We start from the raw sequence: 22,579 nt of genomic DNA on the forward strand, positions 1-22,579 counted from the left end.
TCGTCGGCGACCCGATCGAACGCGGCTTCCAGGCCGTCGAGTTCGGCCAGCACCGGGGTGAGCACCGATGGGTCGCCGGCGGTCAGCGCGGCTCGCAGTCGGGCGGCCAGGTCGACGGGTGTCGGGTGGTCGAACACCAGCGTGCTCGGCAGCTCGACGCCGGTCACCCGACCGAGCCGGTCGCGCAGGTCGACGGCGGTCAGCGAGTCGAAACCCAGGTCGCCGAACGCCTGGTCGGCCCGGATCCGCGCGGCCGAGGTGTGACCCAGGACGGCCGCGACCTGGCCGCGTACGAGGTCGAGCAGGATCGCCTCGCGTTCCATCGGACCCGCCGCGGCCAGCCGCCCGATCAGGTCGAGGTCCGCCGCGCCGGCTCCGGCGGCCGGTGCGGCGAGCGCGGCGTCGACCTCGGGCAGGCCGCGGAGCAGCGGACTCGGGCGCGACGACGTGAAACTCGCGGCGAAGGCGGGCCAGTCGACGTCGGCGACGACCACATCGGCGTCGCCGCGGCCCACCGCACGGGTCATCGCGGTCACGGCGGCCTGCGGGTCCATCGCGCGCAGGCCGAGCCGGGCGAGCCGGTTCCCGTCGGCCTGCTCGACCATGCCGCCCCCGGCCCACGGGCCCCAGGCGATCGACGTGGCGGTCAGGCCGCGGGCGCGCCGGTCCCGGGCGAGCGCGTCGAGGTGTGCGTTGGCGGCCGCGTAGACACCCTGGCCGCCGCTGCCCCAGACGCCGGCGATCGACGAGAAGAGCACGAACGCCGCCAGTGGGCGCTCGCCCAGCACGGCGTCCAGGTGGGCGGCACCGGCGGCCTTGCCCGCGATGACGCGCGCCGCCTCGACCGGATCGGTGTCCGCGATCAGGGCCGCCTGGGCCACCCCGGCGGCGTGTACCACCGCGCTCAGCGGCGGCCCGTCGACGTCGATCCGCTCGACCAGACGCTCCACGGCGTGCCGGTCGACCGTGTCGCAACTCTCGATCAGTACGGCGACGCCGAGGCCGGACAGTTCGGCCGCGAGGTCTTGCGCCCCGGGGGCTCGCGCTCCCCGACGCGCGGCCAGGACCACCCGCTCCGCGCCCGCGCCCGCTGCCCAGCGCGCCACGTGCGCGCCGAGGCCGCCGGTGCCGCCGGTGATCAGTACCGTGCCGGTGGGCTGCCAGGGCCGGTCGGCGGTCGGGGCGGTGGCGGGCGCGCGGACCAGGCGGCGGACGTGAACGCCGTCGGCACGGATCGCCACCTGGTCCTCGGCGCCCTGTGCGAGCACGCCGGCGAGCCGGGACCGGACGTCGACGGCGTCGGACTCCTCCGTCACGGTGTCGACCGTGGGCCGCGTGCCGTCGGGTAGATCCACGAGACCGCCCCACAGGCCGGGCAGTTCGAGCGCGGCGGTGCGGCCGAATCCCCAGATCCCGGCCTGGTCGGCGGAGCCGAGCGGGTCGCGCTCCGCGACGGATACCGCGCCGGAGGTCACGCACCACAATCTGCCTCCGGGTCGGGTGTCGGCGAACGCCCGGGCGAGGGCGAGGGTGGCCGCCAAGCCGTGGGTGAGTCCCGGCAGGTCGGCGGGTTCACCCGGCAGGTCGGACAGCAGCGAGAGCACACCGTCGAGCGGGCCGAGGCGGCGCAGGTGCTCGGCGAGGACGCCGCGGTCGCACTCCGTCGCGTCGACCCGAAGCCGGGTCACGGCGGCACCGCATCGTTCGAGCGCTTGCACGCAGGCGTCCGTGTACGGGCTCGCCGGATGGCTCACCACGAGCCAGGTGCCGGTCGGTTCGGTGTCGGATCGTTCGGTCCACGGGGTCCATTCGGCGCGATACCGCCACCTGTCCGGGTCGCCGGCCGTGCGCGTGTCGGGCAGCGGGTCGAGCCAGTAGCGCTGTCTCTGGAACGGGTAGGTGGGCAGGTCGACCGCCGCGCCGCGCCCGGTGAGCAAGGCGGACCAGTCGACGGGTGTCCCGTGTACGTGCAGCGCACCCAGGGCGGCGGTGAACGCGGCCCGTTCCGGCCGGTCCCGGCGCAGCAGGGCGACGGCGGGTGTCTCGGCGGTCGGTGTCTGGGCGGGCGGCGTGCGGACGGCCGGGCCGAGGCATTCGCGGGCCATCGCGGTGGACGCCCCGTCGGGCCCGACGTCGACCAGTACAAGATCACCCGAAGCCCGCACCCACGCGACACAGTCGGCGAAGCGGACCGGCTCGCGTACCTGACGCAGCCAGTAGTCCGGGCTCGCCAACTCACCGGCGCCGGCGACGGAGCCGGTGAGGTTGGACAACATCGGAATCCGCGGGTCGGCGTAGGAGACGCCCGCCAGCACGGCACGGAATTCGGCCTGCATCGGCTCCATCCGCGCCGAGTGGAACGCGTGGCCGACCCGCAGCCTTTTGGTCCGCCGACCCTGCTCCGCGAAGCGCGCGGCCACCGCCAGTACGGCGTCCTCATCCCCCGAAACCACCACGGACACAGGCCCGTTGACGGCGGCCACACACGCCGCGCCCCGCCTGTCCAGGGCGCTGCGAACCTCGTCCTCGGTGGCCTGCACCGCGACCATCGCCCCACCCGCCGGCAGCGCCTGCATCAACCGCCCACGCGCCGCGACGACGGTCGCCGCGTCCGCGAGCGACCACACACCCGCGACATGTGCGGCGGCCAACTCCCCGATCGAGTGCCCGAGCAGGAACTCCGGCCGCACGCCGAACGATTCGACCAGTCGGAACAGCGCGCACTCCACCGCGAACAACCCGGCCTGGGCGAACACCGTCTCGTCCAGGAGCCCTTCGGTGCCCTTCATCCCGAAGACCACGTCCCGCACCGAATACGCCACGTGCCCGGCCAACCGGTCGTCCAACGCGGACACGACCTCGTCGAAGGCCGCCGCGAACACCGGATGGACGGCGTGCAGTTCACGCCCCATCCCGACCCGCTGACCGCCTTGGCCGCCGAAGAGGAACACCGGTCGGCGGCCCGCCCGTGCGAGGCCGACGGTCACGGTGCCGATAGGGTCTCCCACCGCGAGGGCGGCAAGGCCGGCCAGCAACTCGGCCCGGTCCGCGGCCGTCACCACCGCCCGGTGCTCCAGTGCGGCGCGGCTGCCGGCCAGCGCGGCGGCGAGGTCGGCCGGGGCGATCGCGGCGCCTTCGGCGGTGAGGTGCGCATGCAGCCGTTCGGCCTGGGCGGCGAGCGCCTGCGGTGTTTTGGCCGAGAGCAGGTACGGCAGTACGCCCGGATCGACTCCCGCATCGGTGCCCGGCAGCTCGGGCGGGTCGGCCGGCTCGGGCGGGCGGTATTCGAGCACGGTGTGCGCGTTCGTCCCGCTGATCCCGAACGACGACACGGCGGCCCGACGCGGCCGGCCCGTCTCCGGCCACGGACGCGCCTCGGTCGACAACTCCACCGTGCCGGCCGACCAGTCCACATGCGGCGTCGGCGCATCGACGTGCAGCGTCTTCGGCACCACGCCATGCCGCATCGCCAACACCATCTTGATCACCCCGGCCACGCCCGCGGCGGCGGTGGTGTGCCCGATGTTGGACTTGAGCGCGCCCAGCCACACCGGCTCGTCCGCGTGGTGTTCCCGGCCGTAGGTGGCGATCAGGGCCCGGGCCTCGATCGGGTCGCCGAGGGCGGTGCCGGTGCCGTGTGCCTCGACGGCGTCCACGTCCCGCGCGGTCAGACCGGCATTCGCCAACGCCTGGCGGATCACCCGTTGTTGCGCGGGTCCGTTGGGCGCGGTCAGGCCGTTGCTCGCGCCGTCCTGGTTGACGGCCGAGCCGAGGATGGTCGCCAGGACGCGGTGGCCGTTGCGACGCGCGTCGGACAGTCGTTCGACGAGCAGCATGCCGATGCCCTCGGACCAGCCGGTACCGTCGGCGGCGGACGCAAACGGCTTGCACCGGCCGTCGGCGGCGAGCACCCGCTGTCGGCTGAACTCCACGAACGCCGCGGGGTTGGCGTACACCGTGACACCGCCGGCCAGCGCCATGGAGCATTCGCCGCCACGCAGCGCCTGCCCGGCCAGGTGCAGCGCGACCAGCGAGGACGAACAGGCCGTGTCGACCGTGATCGCCGGCCCCTCCAGGCCGAAGGTGTAGGCGAGGCGGCCGGAGGCGACGCTCGCGGCGTTCCCGGTGCCGAGGTAGCCGCCGAGTTCGTCGGGTACGTGCATTCCGGTGGGGTAGCCGATGTCGACCGCGCCGACGAACACGCCGGTGTCCGAACCGCGCAGGGTGACGGGGTCGATCCCGGCCCGTTCGAACACCTCCCAGGAGGTCTCCAGGAGGAGGCGCTGTTGCGGATCCATCGCCAACGCCTCGCGCGGCGAGATGCCGAAGAAGCCCGCGTCGAAGTCGGTCGCGTGCTCGACGAAGCCGCCCGAGCGCACGTAGCTGGTGCCGGGGTGGTCGGGATCGGGGTGGTAGAGCCCGTCGAGCGGCCATCCGCGGTCGGTGGGGAAGTCGGTCAGTCCGTCGCGGCCGTCGGCCAGCATGCGCCACAGGTCCTCGGGCGAGCCGACGCCGCCCGGGAAGCGGCAGGCCATGCCGACGATGGCGAGCGGTTCGTGGTCGGCGCCGGTCGGGACCGGTGCCGGATGCGACGGGAACCGGTCTCCGGGGGCATGTAGTTCGGTGCCCAGGTGTCGGGCGAGCGCGACGACCGTGGGGTGGTCGAAGACCAGGGTGGCGGGCAGTTGCCGGCCGATGTGTGCGGCCAGGCGGTTGCGCAGGTCGAGGGCGATGACGGAGTCGACGCCGAGGCTCCTGAACGGGCTGTCCGGGTCGACGGCTTCGGCGGTGTCGTAGCCGAGGGCCGCCGCGGCCTGGGCCCGGACCAGTCGGGTGAGCGCACGTTCGCGCGCCGGCGCGTCGAGGGCGAGCAACTCGCGAACGAGGCGGCCGGCATCCGGATCACCGTTCCCCGTCGAGGAGTTGCCGCGAACCGGTGCGCCGCCGTCGGCGCCGGCCGGCCCGGAGGCGAGTCGCGCGGGTCGGGCGCCGAGCAGCGGATGTCCGCCGCCGGCCTCCCCGCCAGCGGCGGTCACCGGCCAAAAGCGCCGACGCCGGAACGCGTAGGTCGGCAGATCCACCCGGCGCGGCGGCACCGCCGACCCGTCGAACAGATGCCGCCAGTCGACGTCGAGCCCGTGCACATGCGCGGCGGCCAGGGCCCCGGCGAAGCCGCCGGAACCGTCCGCCCTCCGCGGGAAGATCGCCGGCACGACCGCCGGCACGTCGGCGGCGATCGTGTCGGCCGACGCGATGGTGAGGACCGGTTGGGCACCGATCTCGACGAAGACGTTGTGCCCCTCGCTCGACAGGCCGCCGACGGCGTCGTCGAAGCGCACCTGCCGCCACGGATTCCCGTACCAGTGGTCGGCGTCGAGCACGGCGGTGTCCGCCGGTGTGCCGGTCGTCGAGGAGTGGAACGGCACCGTGGCCGGCATCGGGGCGAGGTCGGCCAGGTCCCGCGTCAGCCGGGCGCGGATCGCCTCCACGTGGGGCGTGTTCGGCGCGTGGTCCGACACCGCGCCTGCGACCATGCCGCCGGTGCCGGCCAGTTCGTGCAGGGCCCGCCCGCGCAGGGCGGCCACCTTGGCGCCGTCCGCCAGGGTCAGGCCGCCCGCGACGCAGGCCGCGGCGATCTCGCCGTGCCCGTGGCCCACCACGGCGGCGGGTTGCACGCCGTGCGCCTGCCAGAGCCGAGCGAGCGCGACCGCCACGGCCCACGACAGGGGCTCGGCGACATCGACCCGGGTCGGCGCCCGCTCGTCCGCCGCGCGCAAAAGCTCGGCGATCGACCAGCCGACCCAGGGGTCGAGCGCACTCTGACACTCCGCGATGGTCGCGGCGAACTCCGGGCTCATGTCGAGCAGTTCCCGGAACGGGTCGGTCCGGTACGACGGGCCGTGATCCGGGAAGACGAAGACCGGCCGCGGGTCCCGTGCGGCCATCACGGCCGTCCCCTCGCCGGCGGCCAGGGCCCGTAGCCGTGCGGCGAAGCCGTCGAGGTCGGCGGCGGTCACCGCGGCGCGGCAGGCCAGTGCCGTCCTGGTGGTGGCCAGCGAATAGGCGACGTCGTCGGGCACAAGGTCGGGCTCGGCCGTGACCCGGGCCGCCAGTCGTTCCGCCTGTGCGCGCAGCCCCTCCTCGTCGCGCGCCGACAACACCCAGGGCGCCGGCGGCCGGTTCACGACCGCGATCCGCTCCGGCTCGAACTCGGGCTCGTCCGGCGCCTGTTCGACGACGACGTGCGCGTTGGTGCCGCTGATCCCGAAGGACGAGACCCCGGCCCGGCGCGGCCGTTCGCCGGTGTCGGGCCACGGCCGCGCCTCGGTCAGCAGGCGTACGGTGCCGGCCGACCAGTCCACGTGCGGCGTCGGCTCGTCCACGTGCAGCGTTTTGGGCAGCACGCCGTGGCGCAGCGCCATGACCGTCTTGATCACACCCGCGACGCCGGCGGCCGACTGGGTGTGGCCCACGTTGGACTTGAGGGAGCCGAGCCACAGGGGTTGCCGGGGGTCGCGGCCCGACCCGTAGCCGGCCAGCAGGGCCCGGGCCTCGATCGGGTCGCCGAGGGGGGTGCCGGTGGCACTCGCCTCGACCGCGTCGATGTCGTCCGGGGTGAGCCGGGCGTCGGCCAACGCCTGCCGGATCACCCGGCGTTGCGCGGAGCCGTTGGGCGTGGTCAGGCCGCTGCCGGCGCCGTCCTGGTTGACCGCGCTGCCGCGCACCACGGCGAGTACCCGCCGGCCGGCGCGGCGCGCGTCGGAGAGCCGTTGCAGCAGGAGCAGTCCGGCGCCCTCGGACCAGCCGGTGCCGTCCGCGCCGGCGCCGAAGGCCTTGCATCGGCCGTCCGGTGCCATGCCGTGCTGCCGGCCGGACGCGCCGAACACGCCCATGTGCGGCATCACCGTGACCCCGCCGGCCAGCGCCATCGTGCATTCGCCGCCGCGCAGCGCCCGGACGGCGAGGTGCAGCGCGACCAGCGAGGACGAGCACGCGGTGTCGACGGTGACGGCGGGGCCTTCGAGCCCGTACAGGAAGGCGAGGCGGCCGGACAGGACGCTGATGATCGTCCCCGTGGCCAGGTGGTCGCCGACGCCGTCGGGCACCTCGCCCAGGTCGCTGCCGTAGCCGGTCCAGCCGCCGCCGACGAAGACGCCGGTACGGCTGCCGCGCACGGCGGCGCGATCCAGGCCGGCGCGTTCGAACAACTCCCAGCCCACTTCGAGCAGCACACGCTGCTGCGGGTCCATCGCCAGGGCCTCGCGCGGCGAGATCCCGAAGAACTCGGGGTCGAAGTCGGCCACACGGTCGAGGAATCCGCCCTGCCGCACCCGGCTCTCGGTGACGGCGTCGAGCCCGTCCACGTCCCAGCCGCGATCGGTGGGCAGCGGTCCGATCGCGTCGCGCCCCTCGGCCACCAGGCGCCACAGGTCCTCGGGCGAGGCCACCCCGCCCGGGAAGCGGCAGGCCATCGCGACGATCGCGACGGGCTCCGTGTCCCGCTCCTCGATGCGGCGCAACTCCGCGCGAGCGTCGTGCAGTTCCGCGGCCACGCGCTTGAGGTAGCCGACCAGCTTGTGGTTGTCCGGCGGGTCGCGGTCCGGCATGGTCGTGTCGGTCCTTCCTGGGCTGTACGGGGCTGACGGAAGCTGAACGAGGCTGAAACAGGGCCGATCCGAGTTGTGCCGGGGACTCGACGGAGCTGTACGGCAAGGTGAACCCGATCAGGACGACCCGAGTTCGCGATCGATGAAGTCGAGCACCTCGTCCGCGCTCGCCGCTTCGAGCCGAGCGGCAGCGGATGTCGAGGCGCCGTCCCCGGCGGCGTACTCCTCCCGGCCGCGCCACGCGCTGCGCAGCCGGTCGAGCCGGCCCGCGATCTCGGCGCGGTCGTCCTCGTCGGCCCGCACCTCGGCGAGCCGGACGGCCAGGCGGTCGAGTTCGGCGAGCAGCGCGGGCACCGCGGCGGAGGTGTCGGTGTCGGGGACGAGTTCGGCGTACAGGTGGTCCGCGAGGTCGGCCGGGGTCGGGTGGTCGAAGACCAGAGTGGCGGGCAGCCGCAGGTCGGTGGCGGCGTCGAGGCGGTTGCGCAGTTCCACGGCGGTCAGCGAGTCGAAGCCGATGTCGGTGAAGCCACGGTACGGGTCCACCGCGTCCGCGCCGCCGAGGCCCAGCACGGTGCCCGCGTGGCCGCAAACCAGGTCGACCAGCAGCCTGCGCCGGTCCGCCTCGGTCGATGCGGCCAGGCGCCGTCCCAGGTCGGCGGCCGGCTCCGCCCGTGCGGTGGTGCGAGCACTCCGCCGTCCCGGGCCGCGCACCAGGCCGCGCAACACCGCGGGCACCGTGCCGGCGCCGCGTTCCAGTGCCGCGCCGTCGAAGCGCAGCGGCAGCAGCAGCGGATCCGGCAGTGTCGTGGCCGCGTCGAACAGGGCCAGGCCCTGCCCGGCGGACAGCGGCACCATCCCCGAGCGCGCCGACCGGGCCCGGTCGGCCGGACCGAGGCCGGCGGTGATCTCACTCGTCTGGTCCCACAACCCCCAGGCCAGCGAGACGCCGGGCAGCCCGGCCGCCCGGCGGTGGTGGGCCAGCGCGTCGAGGAAGGTATTGGCCGCTGCGTAGCCGCCCTGTCCCGCGCCGCCGACCACCCCGGCCACCGACGAGTACAGCACGAACATCGCGAGGGCGGCGTCGGCGGTCAACCGGTGCAGGTTCATCGCGCCGGCGATCTTCGGGCGCAACACCCGGCGCAGCCCGTCGCCGGTCATGGACGTGACCACGCCGTCCTCGACCACGCCGGCGGCGTGCACGACGGCGGTCAGGGGGTGCGCGGCGGGCACCCGGGCCAGTACGCCGGCCAGTTGCTCCCGGTCGGCGACGTCGCAGGCGACGATCTCGACGTGCCGGGCGCCCAGCCGGTGCAGTTCCTCGCGCAGTGCCCGGGCGCCCGGGGCCCGCTCGCCGGCCCGACCGGTGAGCAGCAGGTGTCCGACACCGTGCTCGGTCACCAGGTGCCGGGCCAGCAGGCCGCCGAGGGCGCCGGTACCCCCGGTGATCAGTACGGTGCCTTCGGGGTCGAGTGCGGCGGGCACGGTCAGCACGATCTTGCCGATGTGCCTGGCCTGGCTCATGTACCGGTAAGCGTGTGCCGCCTCCCGGATGTCCCAGGTGCGCACCGGGAGCAGGTGCAGGGCGCCGCCTTCGACGAGGTCGACGATCTCGGTGAGGATGCGGCCGATGCGCTCGGGGCCGGGGTCGACGAAGGGGTGGTAGGTCACCCCCGGGTACCGCGCGGCGACGGCTTCGGGGTCGCGCCGGTCGGTCTTGCCGAGTTCGACCAGCCGGCCGCCGGGTGCCAGCAGGCGCAGCGAGGCGTCCACATACTCCCGGGCCAGCGCGTTGAGCACGACGTCGACGCCGCGGCCGTCGCCCGCGCCGGCGAAGGCGTGCTCGAAGTCGAGCGAGCGGGAGGAGGCGATGTGCCGGTCGTCCAGGCCGAGTTCGCGCAGGGTGTCCCATTTGCCGGGGCTCGCCGTGGCGTAGACTTCGGCGCCGAGGTGCCGGGCCAGTTGTACGGCGGCCATGCCCACGCCACCGGCCGCCGCGTGGATCAGGACGGATTCGCCCGGCTTGAGGGCGGCGACGTCGAACAGGGCGTGGTGGGCGGTCTGGAAGGCGACCGGCATGCCGGCGGCCTCGGCGAACGTCCATCCCGCCGGGATGCGCACGACGGCCCGGTGGTCGACGACGGCGACCGGGCCGAGCGCTGCGGGCACCCGGCCCGTCACGCGGTCGCCGGGTCGCCAGGCGCCGGCGGCCGAGCCGACCTCGGTGACGATCCCGGCGGCCTCGGTGCCCATGCCGACGTGCGCGGGTACCACGCCCAGACCGACCAGCACGTCGCGGAAGTTGAGGCCGGCGGCGTGGACCGCGAGCCGGATCTCGTGTGGGGCGAGCGAGCGGGCGGCGTCCGGGAAGGGCAGCGGCGCGAGGCGGTCCAGGTCGCCCGCGCCGGTGGTGTCCAGCACCCAGGGGCCGTCGGGGGCGGCGGGCAGCAGCCGGGTGTCGTCGCCCCGGGCGATCCTCGGGACCAGCGCCGCGCCCGCACGCAGGGCGGTCTGCGACTCACCGGCGGCGAACGCCGCCCGTACGGCGTCGGGCAGCGCGGTCGGCGCGTCGGCGTCCGGGTCGATGTCGACGAGCAGGAACCGCCCCGGGTGTTCGGCCTGTACCGAGCCCAGCAGGCCCCGGACGGGCGCGTGGACCGGGTCGGTGACACCCTCGCCGGGGCGGGCCGCGACCGCACCGCGTGTGACGACGACCAACCGGGTCGCCGCCCAGGCGGGGTGGGCCAGCCACTGCCGGACGGTGTGCAGCATGCACTCGACGGCCCGGTCCGCCGCGTCGGGCAGCGCCGCCACGGGCTCCGGGGCGAGCGGGAGCAGGAACACCGTCGGCGTGGCGGACTCCTCGGCGAGCGGGACGAGTTCGGGATGGTCGCGCGCCGTGATCCCGGCCCGCTCCAGCGCGTCGCGCAGGCCGAAGGGGTCGGGGGCGAGCACCGCCCACGGGCCCTCGTCCTCGGTGTCCTGCGGCTGCTCGGGTACGGCGAGTGGGACCCAGTCGAGCCGGTACAGCTCGCCACCGGCCGGCTCGGCGGGGCCGTTCGGGCGCGTCACCAGTTGGCGGACCGAGACCACGGGGTTGCCGGAGCCGTCGGCGGCGACCAGTTCGACCGCGTCGGCGCCGGTGACCGACAGGCGTACCCGCAGCGCACCGGCGCCGACGGCGTGCACGCTCACCCCACTCCAGGAGAACACCAGTCGCGGCTGCCCGGGATCGTGCCCGTGCTCGATCAGGCCGCCGGCGTGCAGGGCCGCGTCGAAGAGCGCCGGGTGCAAGAGGAAGTCGGCGGCGGTGGCGAGGTGTTCGTCGGGCAGGGCGACCTCGGCGTACACGTGATTACCGAGCCGCCAGGCCGCGCGCATGCCGCGGAAGGACGGGCCGTACCCGAAGCCGCCGGCGGCGAGGTCGGCGTAGAAGTCGCCGAGGTCGATCGGTTCGGCTCCGGGCGGCGGCCACAGCGCCGAGGTGGCGGGATCCGCGTCGGACGTGGTCTCGACGACGGCTTCGGGGGTGAGTACGCCGACCGCGTGCCGGGTCCACGCGCCGTCCGTACCCGACCCGTGATCGCCCGTGTCCTCGCGCCGGGAGTGCACCTCCACCCGGCGGCGACCGGCCTCCTCGACCGCTCCGACCGTGACCTGGATCCACACCGCGTCGTGCTCGGGGACGACGAGCGGTGCCTCCACCATGAGTTCGGCCACGTGCGGGCAGCCCACCCGGTCACCGGCCCGGATCGCGACCTCCACGAACGCGGTGCCGGGGAAGAGCACGCTGCCGCCGACCACATGGTCCGCCAGCCACGGGTGGGTGCGTCGGGACAACCGTCCGGTGAGGACCGGTCCGTCGCCGGCCGCCAGGCTCAGTTCGGCGCCGAGCAGCGGGTGGCCGGTGGCGATCGCCCCCGGGCCGGCCGGCGTCGGCGCGCCCGCGTCGACGTCGAGCCAGTAGCGCCTGCGGCGGAACGCGTAGGTGGGCAGTTCGATCCGGCGGGCGCCGGTGCCGGCGAAGAACCGCTCGCCGTCGATCCGGCTGCCGGACGCGTGCAGGGCGCCGAGGGCGTGTACGGCGGTGACCGCCTCCGGTCGACCCCGGCGCAGGGCCGGTACGCAGACCGGGATCGCGGCCGATCCGGACCGGCGGGCGGCCGGGAAGTCCCGGGCGAGCGCGGTCAACACCCCATCGGGGCCCAGTTCGATCAGCGCGGTCGCGCCCGCGTCGGCGAGCGCGGCGAGGCCGTCGGCGAACCGCACCGTCTCGCGCACGTGCCGGATCCAGTAGTTCGCGCTGCCCGCCTCCTCCGCCGTGAGGGGGCGGCCGGTCCGGTTGGAGACGACCGGGATGCGCGGAGCCGACGCCGAAACGCTCGCCGCCACCTCGCGGAACCGGTCGGACAGGCCGTCCATGTGCGCGCTGTGGAACGCGTGGCTCGTCTGCAACCGCCGGGTCCGGCGGCCGTGTTCGGCGAAGCGTCGGGCCAGCGCGAGCACCGGCTCGGTGTCCCCGGAGACCACCACCGCGGCCGGGCCGTTGACCGCCGCCACGTCCACCGCGCCACCGTGCGCGGCGGCGTGGACGATCGCGGTGCGTACCTCCTCCTCGGTCGCGGCAACCGCGACCATCGCGCCGCCGGAGGGCAGTTCCTGCATCGCGAGCGCTCGGGCAGCGACCAGCGCCGCCGCGTCGGGCAGCGACCACACCCCGGCCAGGTGGGCGGCGGACAACTCGCCGATCGAGTGGCCCAGCAGCAACTCGGGGCGCACGCCCCACGATTCGTACAGTCGGAACAGGGCGACCTGGAGCGCGAACAGGCCGGTCTGCGCGTAGACGGTCCGCCCGAGCAGTTCCGCCGTGCCCGGATCGTCGACGCTCAGCACGACCTCGGCCACCGGCCGTTCGACGTGCCCGGCCAGTCGGGCGTCCAGTTCCCGGGCCACCGCGTCGAAGGCGTCGGCGAACACCGGCCAGGCCGCGTACAGTTCCCGGCCCATGCCCGGACGCTGACCGCCCTGCCCGGTGAACAGGTAGGCCACGCGGGTGTCCTGGCCGACCCGACCCCGCACGACACCGGTGGTGTCCTCGCCCCGGGCCAGCGCGTCGAGCCCGGCGAGCAGGTCGTCGGGACCGGTGCCCACGACGACGGCACGGGAATCGAGGGCGGCCCGGGACACGGCCAGCGAATAGCCCACGTCGGCGGGCCGAAACCCCGGCCGCGCCCGCAGATACGCGGCAAGCCGAGCGGCCTGGTCCCGCAACGCCTCGTCGCCCCGGGCACCGAGGACCCAGGGCAACGCGGGGGTATCGGCGCCGGTCGGCACGTCGGGTTCGCCCGGCGCCGGTTCCGCCGGCGACCGCGGCGCCTCCTCCACGATCACGTGTGCGTTGGTGCCGCTCACGCCGAAGGAGGAGACCCCGGCCCGGCGCGGACCGCCGTCGCTCGGCCAGGGTTGGGCGCGGGTGAGGAGTTCGACGCCGCCGGACGACCAGTCGACGTGCGGGGTCGGCTCGTCCACGTGCAGTGTGCGCGGCAGCAGTTCGTGCCGCATGGCCTCGATCATCTTGATCACGCCGGCCACGCCCGCCGCCGCGCCGGTATGGCCGATGTTCGACTTGACCGCGCCCAGGCGCAGCGGTCGTCCGGCGGGCCGGTCGCGGCCGTAGGTGGCCAGCAGGGCCCGCGCCTCGATCGGGTCGCCCAGGACCGTACCGGTGCCGTGGGCCTCGACCGCGTCGACGTCGTGGGCGTTCAGCCGTGCGGCGTCGAGGGCTTGGCGGATGACCCGTTCCTGGGCGAGGTCGTTGGGGGCGGTCAGGCCGTTGCCGGCGCCGTCCTGGTTCACGGCGCTGCCCCGGATGACGGCCAGTACGCGGTGTCCGGCCCGGACGGCGTCGCCGAGCCGTTCGAGCAGCAGCACTCCCGCGCCCTCGGCCCAGCCGGTCCCGTCCGCCGCCGCGGCGAACGCTTTGCAGCGCCCGTCGGGGGCGAGGCCGCGCTGCCGGCTGAACTCGACGAAGATGCCGGGCGTGGACAGCACGGTCACCCCGCCGGCCAGTGCCATCGTGCACTCGCCGCGACGCAGCGCGTGCACGGCGAGGTGGATGGCCACGAGCGAGGACGAGCACGCGGTGTCGACCGTGACGGCCGGCCCCTGGAGGCCGAGGGTGTAGGCGACGCGCCCGGAGACGACGCTGACCATGCCGCCGGTGCCGAGGTATCCCTCGACCTCTTCCGGCACATCGACGATCCGCTCGGCGTAGCCGGAGGAGATGGCGCCGGCGAACACCCCGACCCGACTGCCACTGAGCGAGGTCGGGTCGATGCCGGCGCGCTCGAACACCTCCCAGGAGGTCTCCAGGAACAACCGCTGTTGTGGGTCCATGGCCAGCGCCTCGCGCGGGTTGACGCCGAACAGTTCGGCGTCGAAGTCGGCCGCGCCGGCGAGGAATCCGCCGCGCCGGGTGTACGTGTGCCCGGCCCGGGCGGGGTCCGGGTCGTAGATGCCGTCGACGTCCCAGCCGCGGTCGCGCGGGAAGTCGCCGACCGCGTCGACCTCTTCGGCGACGAGCCGCCACAACTCCTCGGGCGTGTCCGCCCCGCCGGGGTAGCGACAGGCGGTGGCGACCACGGCGATCGGCTCGTGTGCCGCCGCCTCGACCTCGCGCAACCGGCGGCGGGTCCGGCCGAGATCGGCGGTGGTCCGCTTGAGGTAGTCGAGGAGCTTTTCCTCGTTGGTCGAAGGGTTGGTCGAAGAGTTGGTCGAAGGGTTGGTCGAAGGGTTGGTCGATGCGTCCGCCGATGCGTCGCTCGATGCGTTGGTCGACACGCGAGCCCACTTTCGCCAGGTGGCCGGAGAGAAGCCGGAGGGAGTCCTCTTACGTCGGGTCAGGCGCTGTCGGGCCCCAGTTCCCGGTCGAGCAGGTCGAACATGTCTTGGGCGGAGGAGGCGGCCAGCGCCTCCCCGTCCAGGGCGGCGTGCTCCGCCGCCTCGGCATCGGACGCGTCGCGCCAGGTCCACAGCAGGGTTTCCAGGCGCCGGGTGACCGCCGCCCGCGTCGCCGGGTCGGCGGGCAACCGGGAGAGCGCGTTCTCCAGTCGGCCGAACGCCATCGGCGCCGGACCGACTTCGGTCGTGGTCTCGGGCCCGAGGGTGCTGTCCAGGTGGGCGGCCAGGGCCGCCGCGGTGGGGTGACTGAACACGAGGGTCACCGGCAGGTGCAGGCCGAGGGCGGTACTCAGCCGACCGCGCAGTTCGACCGCGGCCATCGAATCCAGGCCGAGGTCGCGCAGCGGCTTGTCCATGGGCACGCCCGCTTCGACCTGGCCCAGGACGGCCGCGATATGGGCCACCACCAGGTCGCGCAGCGCCCGCCGCCGCTCCGCCGCGCCCAGCGCACTCAGCGCGACCGGCCGGCGCCACAGGGCACCGGCCGCGGCCTCGTCCCGCGCATCGACGTCGTCCACCGCCCGGACTGCGACGGGCTGCGGCAGCAGGACCGAATCGCCGCCCCCCGCCGAGGATTTCGCCTCGGCGAGCGCGGCCCAAAAGCGCTCCGGCGAGACCGCGCGCAGTACGAGCGAGCGCACCGTGAAGGCCGCCGCGCCGGTCGTGGTCGCCGCGACCAGCGACAGGGTGTCCGAGGTGTCACCCGTCGCCTCCAGCCGGATCCGCAACGAGGTCGCGCCGGGCGCGTGCAGCGTGACACCGGACCATACGAACGGCATCCGGATCGCCGCGTCGCTCTCCCCCGCCGCCGCGCCCGCGCCGAGGGCTCGCAACGCGGCCGTCACGAGCACCGGATGCGGCCCGTAGCCGACGGCGTCCTGCCGTCGATCGGCGGGGAGCGCGACCTCCATGTATCGGGTCGCGCCGCACTGCCATACGCCGCGCAGCACTTGATCGGCCGGATCCGCCCCGTCTTCACCGGTCGGTACGGGCACCGCGATCGTAACGGGTACCGCACCGAGCGGCGGCCACACGAGCAGGTCGTCCTCGGGCCCGGCCGCGTCCTCCGCCGCCTCGGCCACGGGAGCGAGCAGGCCCTCGGCGTGCCGGGTCCAGGCTCCGGCCGCCGCCGGGTCGTCCGGCCGGGAGTGCACGGCCACCGTCCGGCGGCCGTCGGGGCGGGCGGCGCCGACCACCACCCGCAGGTGGACCCCGTCGCGCTCGGGCAGCGGCAGCGGCGCGGTCAGGGTCAACTCCTCCACCGTGTCGAGTCCGGTCGATCGGCCCGCGTGCAGGGCGAGTTCGACGAGGGCGGCGCCGGCCAGCACCGCCGTGCCCGGGAACGGCGACTCGGCCGACCACGGGTGGGTGTGCCGGCCGACGCGTCCGGTGAAGACGATCCCGGCCGCGCCGGGCAGGTCGATGGCCGCGCCGAGTACGGGGTGTCCGGTTGGGGTCAGGCCCATTCCCCGCGCGTCGGTCGCGGTGCCCGAGTCGTCCCGTAGCCAGTACCGCTCCCGCTGGAACGCGTAGGTGGGCAGGTCCGTCACCCTCGGCTCGGTGTCGGCGAAGGCGACCCGCCAATCGACATCCACGCCGTGCACGTACGCCCGGGAGAGGGCGCGAGTGAAGCGGTCGGGGCCGCCCTCGCCGCGCCGCAGGGTGTCCAGGACCGCGGCCCGCGAGCCGGCCGCCTCGACCGTCTCCAGGATGGCGGTAGTCAGCACCGGGTGCGCGCTGACCTCGACGAAGGCGTCGTGGCCCTGGTCGAGCAGGGTCCGGACGGTCTCGTCGAAGCGTACGGTCCGGCGCAGGTTGGTGTACCAGTATTCGGCGTCAAGGGTGGCGCCCTCGACCACCGCGCCGGTGACGGCGGAGTGGAACGGCACGTCCGCGGCGCGGGGTTCGAGGTCGGCGAGGGCGGTGAGCAGTGTTTCGCGGATCGACTCGACCTGCGGGGAGTGCGAGGCGTAGTCGACCGGGACGCGCCGCGCCCAGACGTTGCGCTCCTCGCACCGCGCCAGCACCTCGGTCAGCGCCGTCGGGTCGCCGGAAAGGGTCACCGAATGCGGGGCGTTGACCGCCGCGAGCGCGACGCGGTCGCCGAACGGCGCGGTCAGTTCGGCCGCTTCGTCGGCGGACAGCGCCACCGAGGCCATCCCGCCCCTGCCGGACAGGTCGAGCAGCGCCCGGCTGCGCAGCGCGACGATCCGGGCACCGTCCTCCAGCGAGAGGGCGCCCGCGACGCAGGCGGCGGCGATCTCGCCCTGGGAGTGGCCCGCCACGGCGGCGGGGTGCACGCCGTACGCCCGCCACAACCGGGCCAGCGAGACCATCACCGCCCACAAGACCGGCTGCACCACGTCGACCCGCTCCAGCCACCCGTCCGAATCCGAACCCAGGATGGTGGTCAACGACCAGTCGACGAACGGCGCGAGCGCCTCCTCGCACGCCCGGATCCACGCGGCGAACTCGGGTGACGCGTCGAGCAGCCCGCCGGCCATCCCGACCCACTGGGAACCCTGTCCGGGAAAGACGAACACCGGACGATGCCCAGCCTGGGCGACACCGAGCACCGCGTCGACCCCAGAGCCCCCGGCCGCCAACCCCGCGAGGGCGGTCGCCAACCCCTTCCGGTCGGCCGCGGTGACCACGGCCCGGTGTTCGAGCCCGGCCCGCGAAACGACGGATGAGTAGGCAAGGTCGACCAACTCGCGGTAATCGTGCCCGGGTTCGTTCGACGCGGGGCCATCCGCGGATCGCTCCGGTCCCGGCGGCTCGACGTGTTCGGCCAACCGCGCGGCTTGCGCGCGCAGTGCCTCGGCGGAGTGGGCGGACAGTACAACGGGCAGAGGGGATGGGGTCGTTCCGAGGTCGTCGGCCGGGCGAGGTGCCCGCTTCCGCGTCGGCTCGGCGGGTGGTTGTTCGAGGATCACGTGCGCGTTCGTACCGCTGACCCCGAACGCGGAGACGGCCGCCCGACGCGGGCGGCCGAGGTCGGGCCAGGGACGCGGCGCCGTCGACAACTCCACCGTGCCGGCCGACCAGTCGACGTGCGGGGTCGGCTCGTCGACGTGCAACGTCGCGGGCAGGACGCCCGCGCGCATCGCCAGCACCATCTTGATCACGCCCGCGACACCCGCCGCCGCCTGCGTGTGCCCGATGTTGGATTTCACCGAGCCGACGTGCACCGGCCGGTGAGCCGGTCGATCCCGACCATAGGTCGCGATCAGCGCCTGCGCCTCGATCGGGTCGCCGAGCGTGGTGCCCGTCCCATGCGCCTCGACCGCGTCGATGTCCCACGTCGCCAGCCCCGCGTTGGCCAGGGCCTGCCGGATCACCCGCTGCTGTGCCGGCCCGTTGGGCGCGGTCAGCCCGTTGCTCGCGCCGTCCTGGTTCACCGCGGATCCGCGAACGACGGCGAGTACGCGGTGCCCGTCGCGGACGGCGTCCGACAGGCGCTCGACCACCAGGACACCGACCCCCTCGGCCGGCCCGAACCCGTCGGCGGACGCCGCGAACGCCTTGCAGCGGCCGTCCGCCGCGAGACCGCGTTGCCGGCTGAACTCGACGAACAACCCCGGCTCCGACATCACGGTCACCCCACCCGCCAGAGCCATCGTGCACTCCCCGCCGCGCAGCGCCTGGACCGCCAGGTGCAGCGCGACGAGCGAGGACGAACAGGCCGTGTCGACGGTGACCGCGGGCCCCTCGAACCCGAAGGTGTACGCGACCCGCCCGGAGCCCACGCTCGGCGTGTTCCCGGTGCCCAGGTAGCCCTCCAGTTCGTGCGGGGCACGGGCGAGCCGGCCCGCGTACCCCTGCGCCGCGAGTCCGGTGTACACGCCGATCCGACTGCCGCCGAGGGTGTCCGGCGCGATGCCGGCGTGTTCGAGGGCCTCCCAGGACGTCTCCAGGAGCAGCCGCTGCTGCGGATCCATCGCCAGTGCCTCGCGGTGACTGATCCCGAACAGGTCGGCGTCGAACCGGTCGGCGTCGTAAAGGAATCCACCGGATCGGGTGTAACTGGTGCCCGGATGGTCGGGGTCCGGGTGGAACAGTCCGGCGAGGTCCCAGCCGCGATTCGTCGGGAAGTCGGAGATTGTGTCCGCGCCCGCCGCGATCAGCCGCCACAGGTCGTCGGCGGAGCGCACGTCCCCGGGGAATCGGCAGGCCATGCCGACGATCGCGATCGGCTCGTGGGCGGCGACCGGCGGCTCCTCGGCGACCGATTCCGGTTCCGTTCCCAACAGTTCGGCGCCGAGCCGGCCGGCCAACGCGGCCGGGGTCGGGTGGTCGAAGATGAGCGTGGCGGGCAGCCGCAGCCCGGTGCCGGCGGTGAGCCGATTGCGCAGTTCGACCGCGGTCAGCGAATCGAAGCCGAGTGCCTTGAAGGCGCGGTCGGCGGGGACCGCCGTCTCGTCGCCGTGGCCGAGCACGGCGGCGGCGTGCGTACGGACCAGTTCCAGCAACACCCGCGAACGCTCGGCGGGCCCGAGCGCGGCGGTGCGCCGCTGCCACGTCGACCCGCCCACGTCCCCGTCGGCCGCCGCGACCCGCCGGGCCGAACCGCGTACCAGGCCGCCGAACACCTCCGGCAGTGTGCCCGTCCCGGCCGACGTGCGCAGCGCCGCCGGGTCCACCCGCATCGGCACGACGAGCGTCCACGGTCCGGATCGGGCGGCGTCGAAGAGCCGGAGTCCGAGCGCGTCGGACATGGGCAGGGCGCCGCCGCGCGCCATCCGGTTCAGGTCGTCGCGGCCGAGCCGCCCGGTCATGCCGCTGGTCTTCGCCCACAGTCCCCAGGCCAACGACGTACCCGGCGCGCCGGATGCCTGCCGGTGCGCGGCCAGTGCGTCCACGAAGGTGTTGGCGGCGGCATAGTTGGCCTGCGCCGGGCCACCCAGCACGCCGGCGATCGAGGAGAAGAGCACGAAGGCGGCGAGGTCGTGGCCGGCGGTCAGCTCGTGCAGGTTGATCGCCCCGTCGACCTTGGCCCGCAACACCGATTCCAGATCTTCCGGCGTCATGGACTCGACCAGGCTGTCGGCCAGGACTCCGGTGGCGTGTAGGACCCCGGTGAGCGGCGCGGATTCCGGGATGCGCGCCAGAACCCGCGCGAGGGCTTCGCGGTCGGCCGCGTCGCACTCCTCGACGACCACCCGCGCCCCGAGACCGGAGAGCTCGGACACCAGTTCCTTCGCGCCGGGGGCGGCCGGGCCGCTGCGGCTGAGCAACACCAGAGCACGCACACCGTGTTCGGCGACGAGATGCCGGGCCACCAGCGCCCCCAGCGTGCCGGTGCCGCCGGTGATCAACACCGTCCCGTCCGGATCGAGCGGCACCGGCATCCGGAGCACCAACTTCCCCGTATGCCGCGCCTGCGCCATGAACCGAAACGCCTCCGGTGCCCGCCGCACGTCGAAACACCGCACCGGGACCGGCGTCAACACACCCGATTGGAACAGGGGCATCAGCACCGCGAACAACTCCGCGATCCCGTCCGCGCCCGCCGCCTCGACCAGATCGAAGGCCCGATACGACGCGATCCCGGGACGAGCCGCGCGAACCGCCGCCTCGTCCCGGACATCGGTCTTGCCCATCTCCACGAACCTGCCGCCATCGGCGAGCAGTCGCAGCGAGGCGTCCACGAACTCGCCCGCCAGCGAGTTCAACACCACGTCCACGCCTCGACCGCCCGTCGCGGCCCGGAAGCGCGTCGCGAAGTCGAGCGTTCGCGAATCACCGATATGCGCATCGTCCAACCCCAACGACCGCAGCACATCCCACTTGCCACGACTCGCCGTCGCGAACACCTCGGCACCCAGGTGCCGCGCGATCCGCACCGCCGCCATCCCCACCCCGCCGGTCCCGGCGTGGATCAGCACCGACTCGCCCGCACCCAGCCGACCGAGCGCGGACAACCCGTGATAGGCGGTCAGAAAGGCCACCGGCACCGACGCCGCCTGCTCCCACGACCATCCGTCGGGCACCTGTACGAGAGTCCGCACGTCGGCCACCGCGGTCTGTCCGAAAGCCGGGAAAAGCCCCAACACCCGGTCGCCGACGGCAAATTCGGATACTCCGGGACCTGCCTCGGTCACCACGCCCGCGCCTTCGCCGCCCATCGTCGCGGCATCCGGATACATGCCCAACACGATCAGCACATCACGGAAGTTGAGCCCCGCCGCCCGCACCGCGATGCGCACCTGCCCTGATCGCAGGGGCTCCAGGGCCTCCGGCGCGGGCACCGGTGCCAAGTCCGCCGGCGTGCCGGCCCCGGGCGTGTGCAACCGCCAGGCGCCCGACGGCAGGATCAGCGCGTCGTCGGCGCCGGCCCGGGCCAGCCGGGGCACGAGCATGTCGCCATGGCGCAACGCGAGTTGCGACAGACCGCTGCGCACGGCGGCGTCGAGGAGCGCCGCCGACGCCGGGCTGTCATCCGTGTCCACCAGCACGAACCTGCCCGGGTGTTCGGTCTGCGCGGACCTGACGAGGCCCCACACCGGCGCGTGTACGAGGTCCGTGACCACATCGGCCGGTCCTGCCGCCACCGCGCCGTGGGTCACCAGGACCAGCCGCGACTGTGCTTGCCCCTCGGCCGCGAGCCATCCCTGGATGCGTGCCAACACCTCGGCCGTCGCCGCCGCAATGGTGTCCGCGAGCCCGTCGCCGAAACCCGACGGGGCGCAGTCGAGCAGGGTGATCTCGTCCCCGCCCGGCTGTTCGACCACCTGGGTCGGGATCCAGTCCAGGTGAAAGAGACTGTCGGCCGTCTCGTCGGCGGCGTGGGCGAGTCGGTCGGCGGTGATCGTCCGGAGGGTGAGGCCTTGTGTGGAGAAGACCGGTTCGCCGGTGCCGTCGGTCGCCTCGATGCTCACGAGGTCGCCGTCGTCCACGGACAGTCGCACCCGCAGCGACGACGCGCCGGAGGCCGACAGGCGTACGCCGCTCCACACGAACGGCAGCCGGATCGCGGTGCGGGCGTCGCCGATGCCGGTCAACGCCGCCACCTGTACCGCCGCGTCCAGGAGCGCCGGGTGAATCCCGAAGCGGTGGGCCTGCTCGCGTTGTTCGGCGGGGAGGGCCACTTCGGCGTACACGTCCTCGCCGACCCGCCAGGCCGCGCGCAGCCCTCGGAAGGACGAGCCATAGGCGTAACCCGCCTCGGCCAGATCCGGATAGAAACGATCCAGCTCGATCGGCCGCGCACCGACGGGCGGCCACGCGGTCGGCGCGGTGCCGGTATCGCTCGGCGCGCCGGCGTCGGGCAGGAGGAGGCCGCCGGCGTGCCTGGTCCACTTCCGATCGGCGTCGTCGTCGACGCGCGAGAACACGGAGACCGCCCGGCCACCGTCGGCCCCCGGTGCCGCGACCACGACCTGGATCCGCACACCGCCCTGTTCGGGCAGCACCAGCGGTGCTTCCAGGGCCAGTTCGGCCAGCAGGCCGCACCCCACGGAATCCCCGGCCCGCACGGCCAGTTCGACGAAGGCCGTACCGGGCAGCAGCACCGTCCCGCCGACCGCGTGATCCCCGAGCCAGGCGTGCGTGGACAGCGACAGCCGCCCGGTGAGCAGGAATCCCTGCCCGTCCGCCAGGGACACCGAGGCTCCGAGGAGGGGGTGGTCCTCGCCGGTGAGCCCGAACCCGGCCGCATCCTCGGCGCCGTCGGTCACGACGTCGCGCAGCCAGTATCGCCGCCGGCGGAACGCGTAGGTCGGCAACTCGACCTCCCCGGCCGTGTGTTCGCCCACCAGGGGTGACCAATCCACGGTGAGGCCGTCGACGTACGCCTGCGCCAGCGCGGCGGTGAAGTCGTCGAGGCCGCCCGCGCCCCGGCGTAGCGTCCCGAGCACCACCGCTTCGGCGTCGGCGGCTTCGATGGTGCTCTCGATGGGCGTGGTCAGCACCGGGTGAGCGCTCACCTCGACGAAGGCGTCGAACCCCTGGGCCAGCAGGAGCCGCACGGTCTCCTCGAAACGCACCGTGCGCCGCAGGTTGGCGTACCAGTA

General features: G+C 74.4%; 2 protein-coding genes and 1 pseudogene. All 3 read right to left on the reverse strand.

Annotated elements, in window-relative coordinates; genetic code table 11:
- Positions 1 to 89: 89 nt before the first annotated feature.
- Positions 90 to 7,607 (reverse strand): annotated as a pseudogene (locus ACWGR4_RS46575) (type I polyketide synthase); the annotation flags it as partial.
- A 117-nt stretch (positions 7,608 to 7,724) separates the two neighbouring features.
- Positions 7,725 to 14,444, reverse strand: a complete 6,720-nt coding sequence (locus ACWGR4_RS46580; protein ID WP_452133428.1) for an SDR family NAD(P)-dependent oxidoreductase — start codon at positions 14,442 to 14,444, stop codon at positions 7,725 to 7,727.
- A 59-nt stretch (positions 14,445 to 14,503) separates the two neighbouring features.
- The coding region (locus tag ACWGR4_RS46585; protein WP_452133429.1) for an SDR family NAD(P)-dependent oxidoreductase at positions 14,504 to 22,579 on the reverse strand (8,076 nt) is incomplete at its 5' end.

The organism is Embleya sp. NPDC055664 (genome assembly GCF_053618075.1).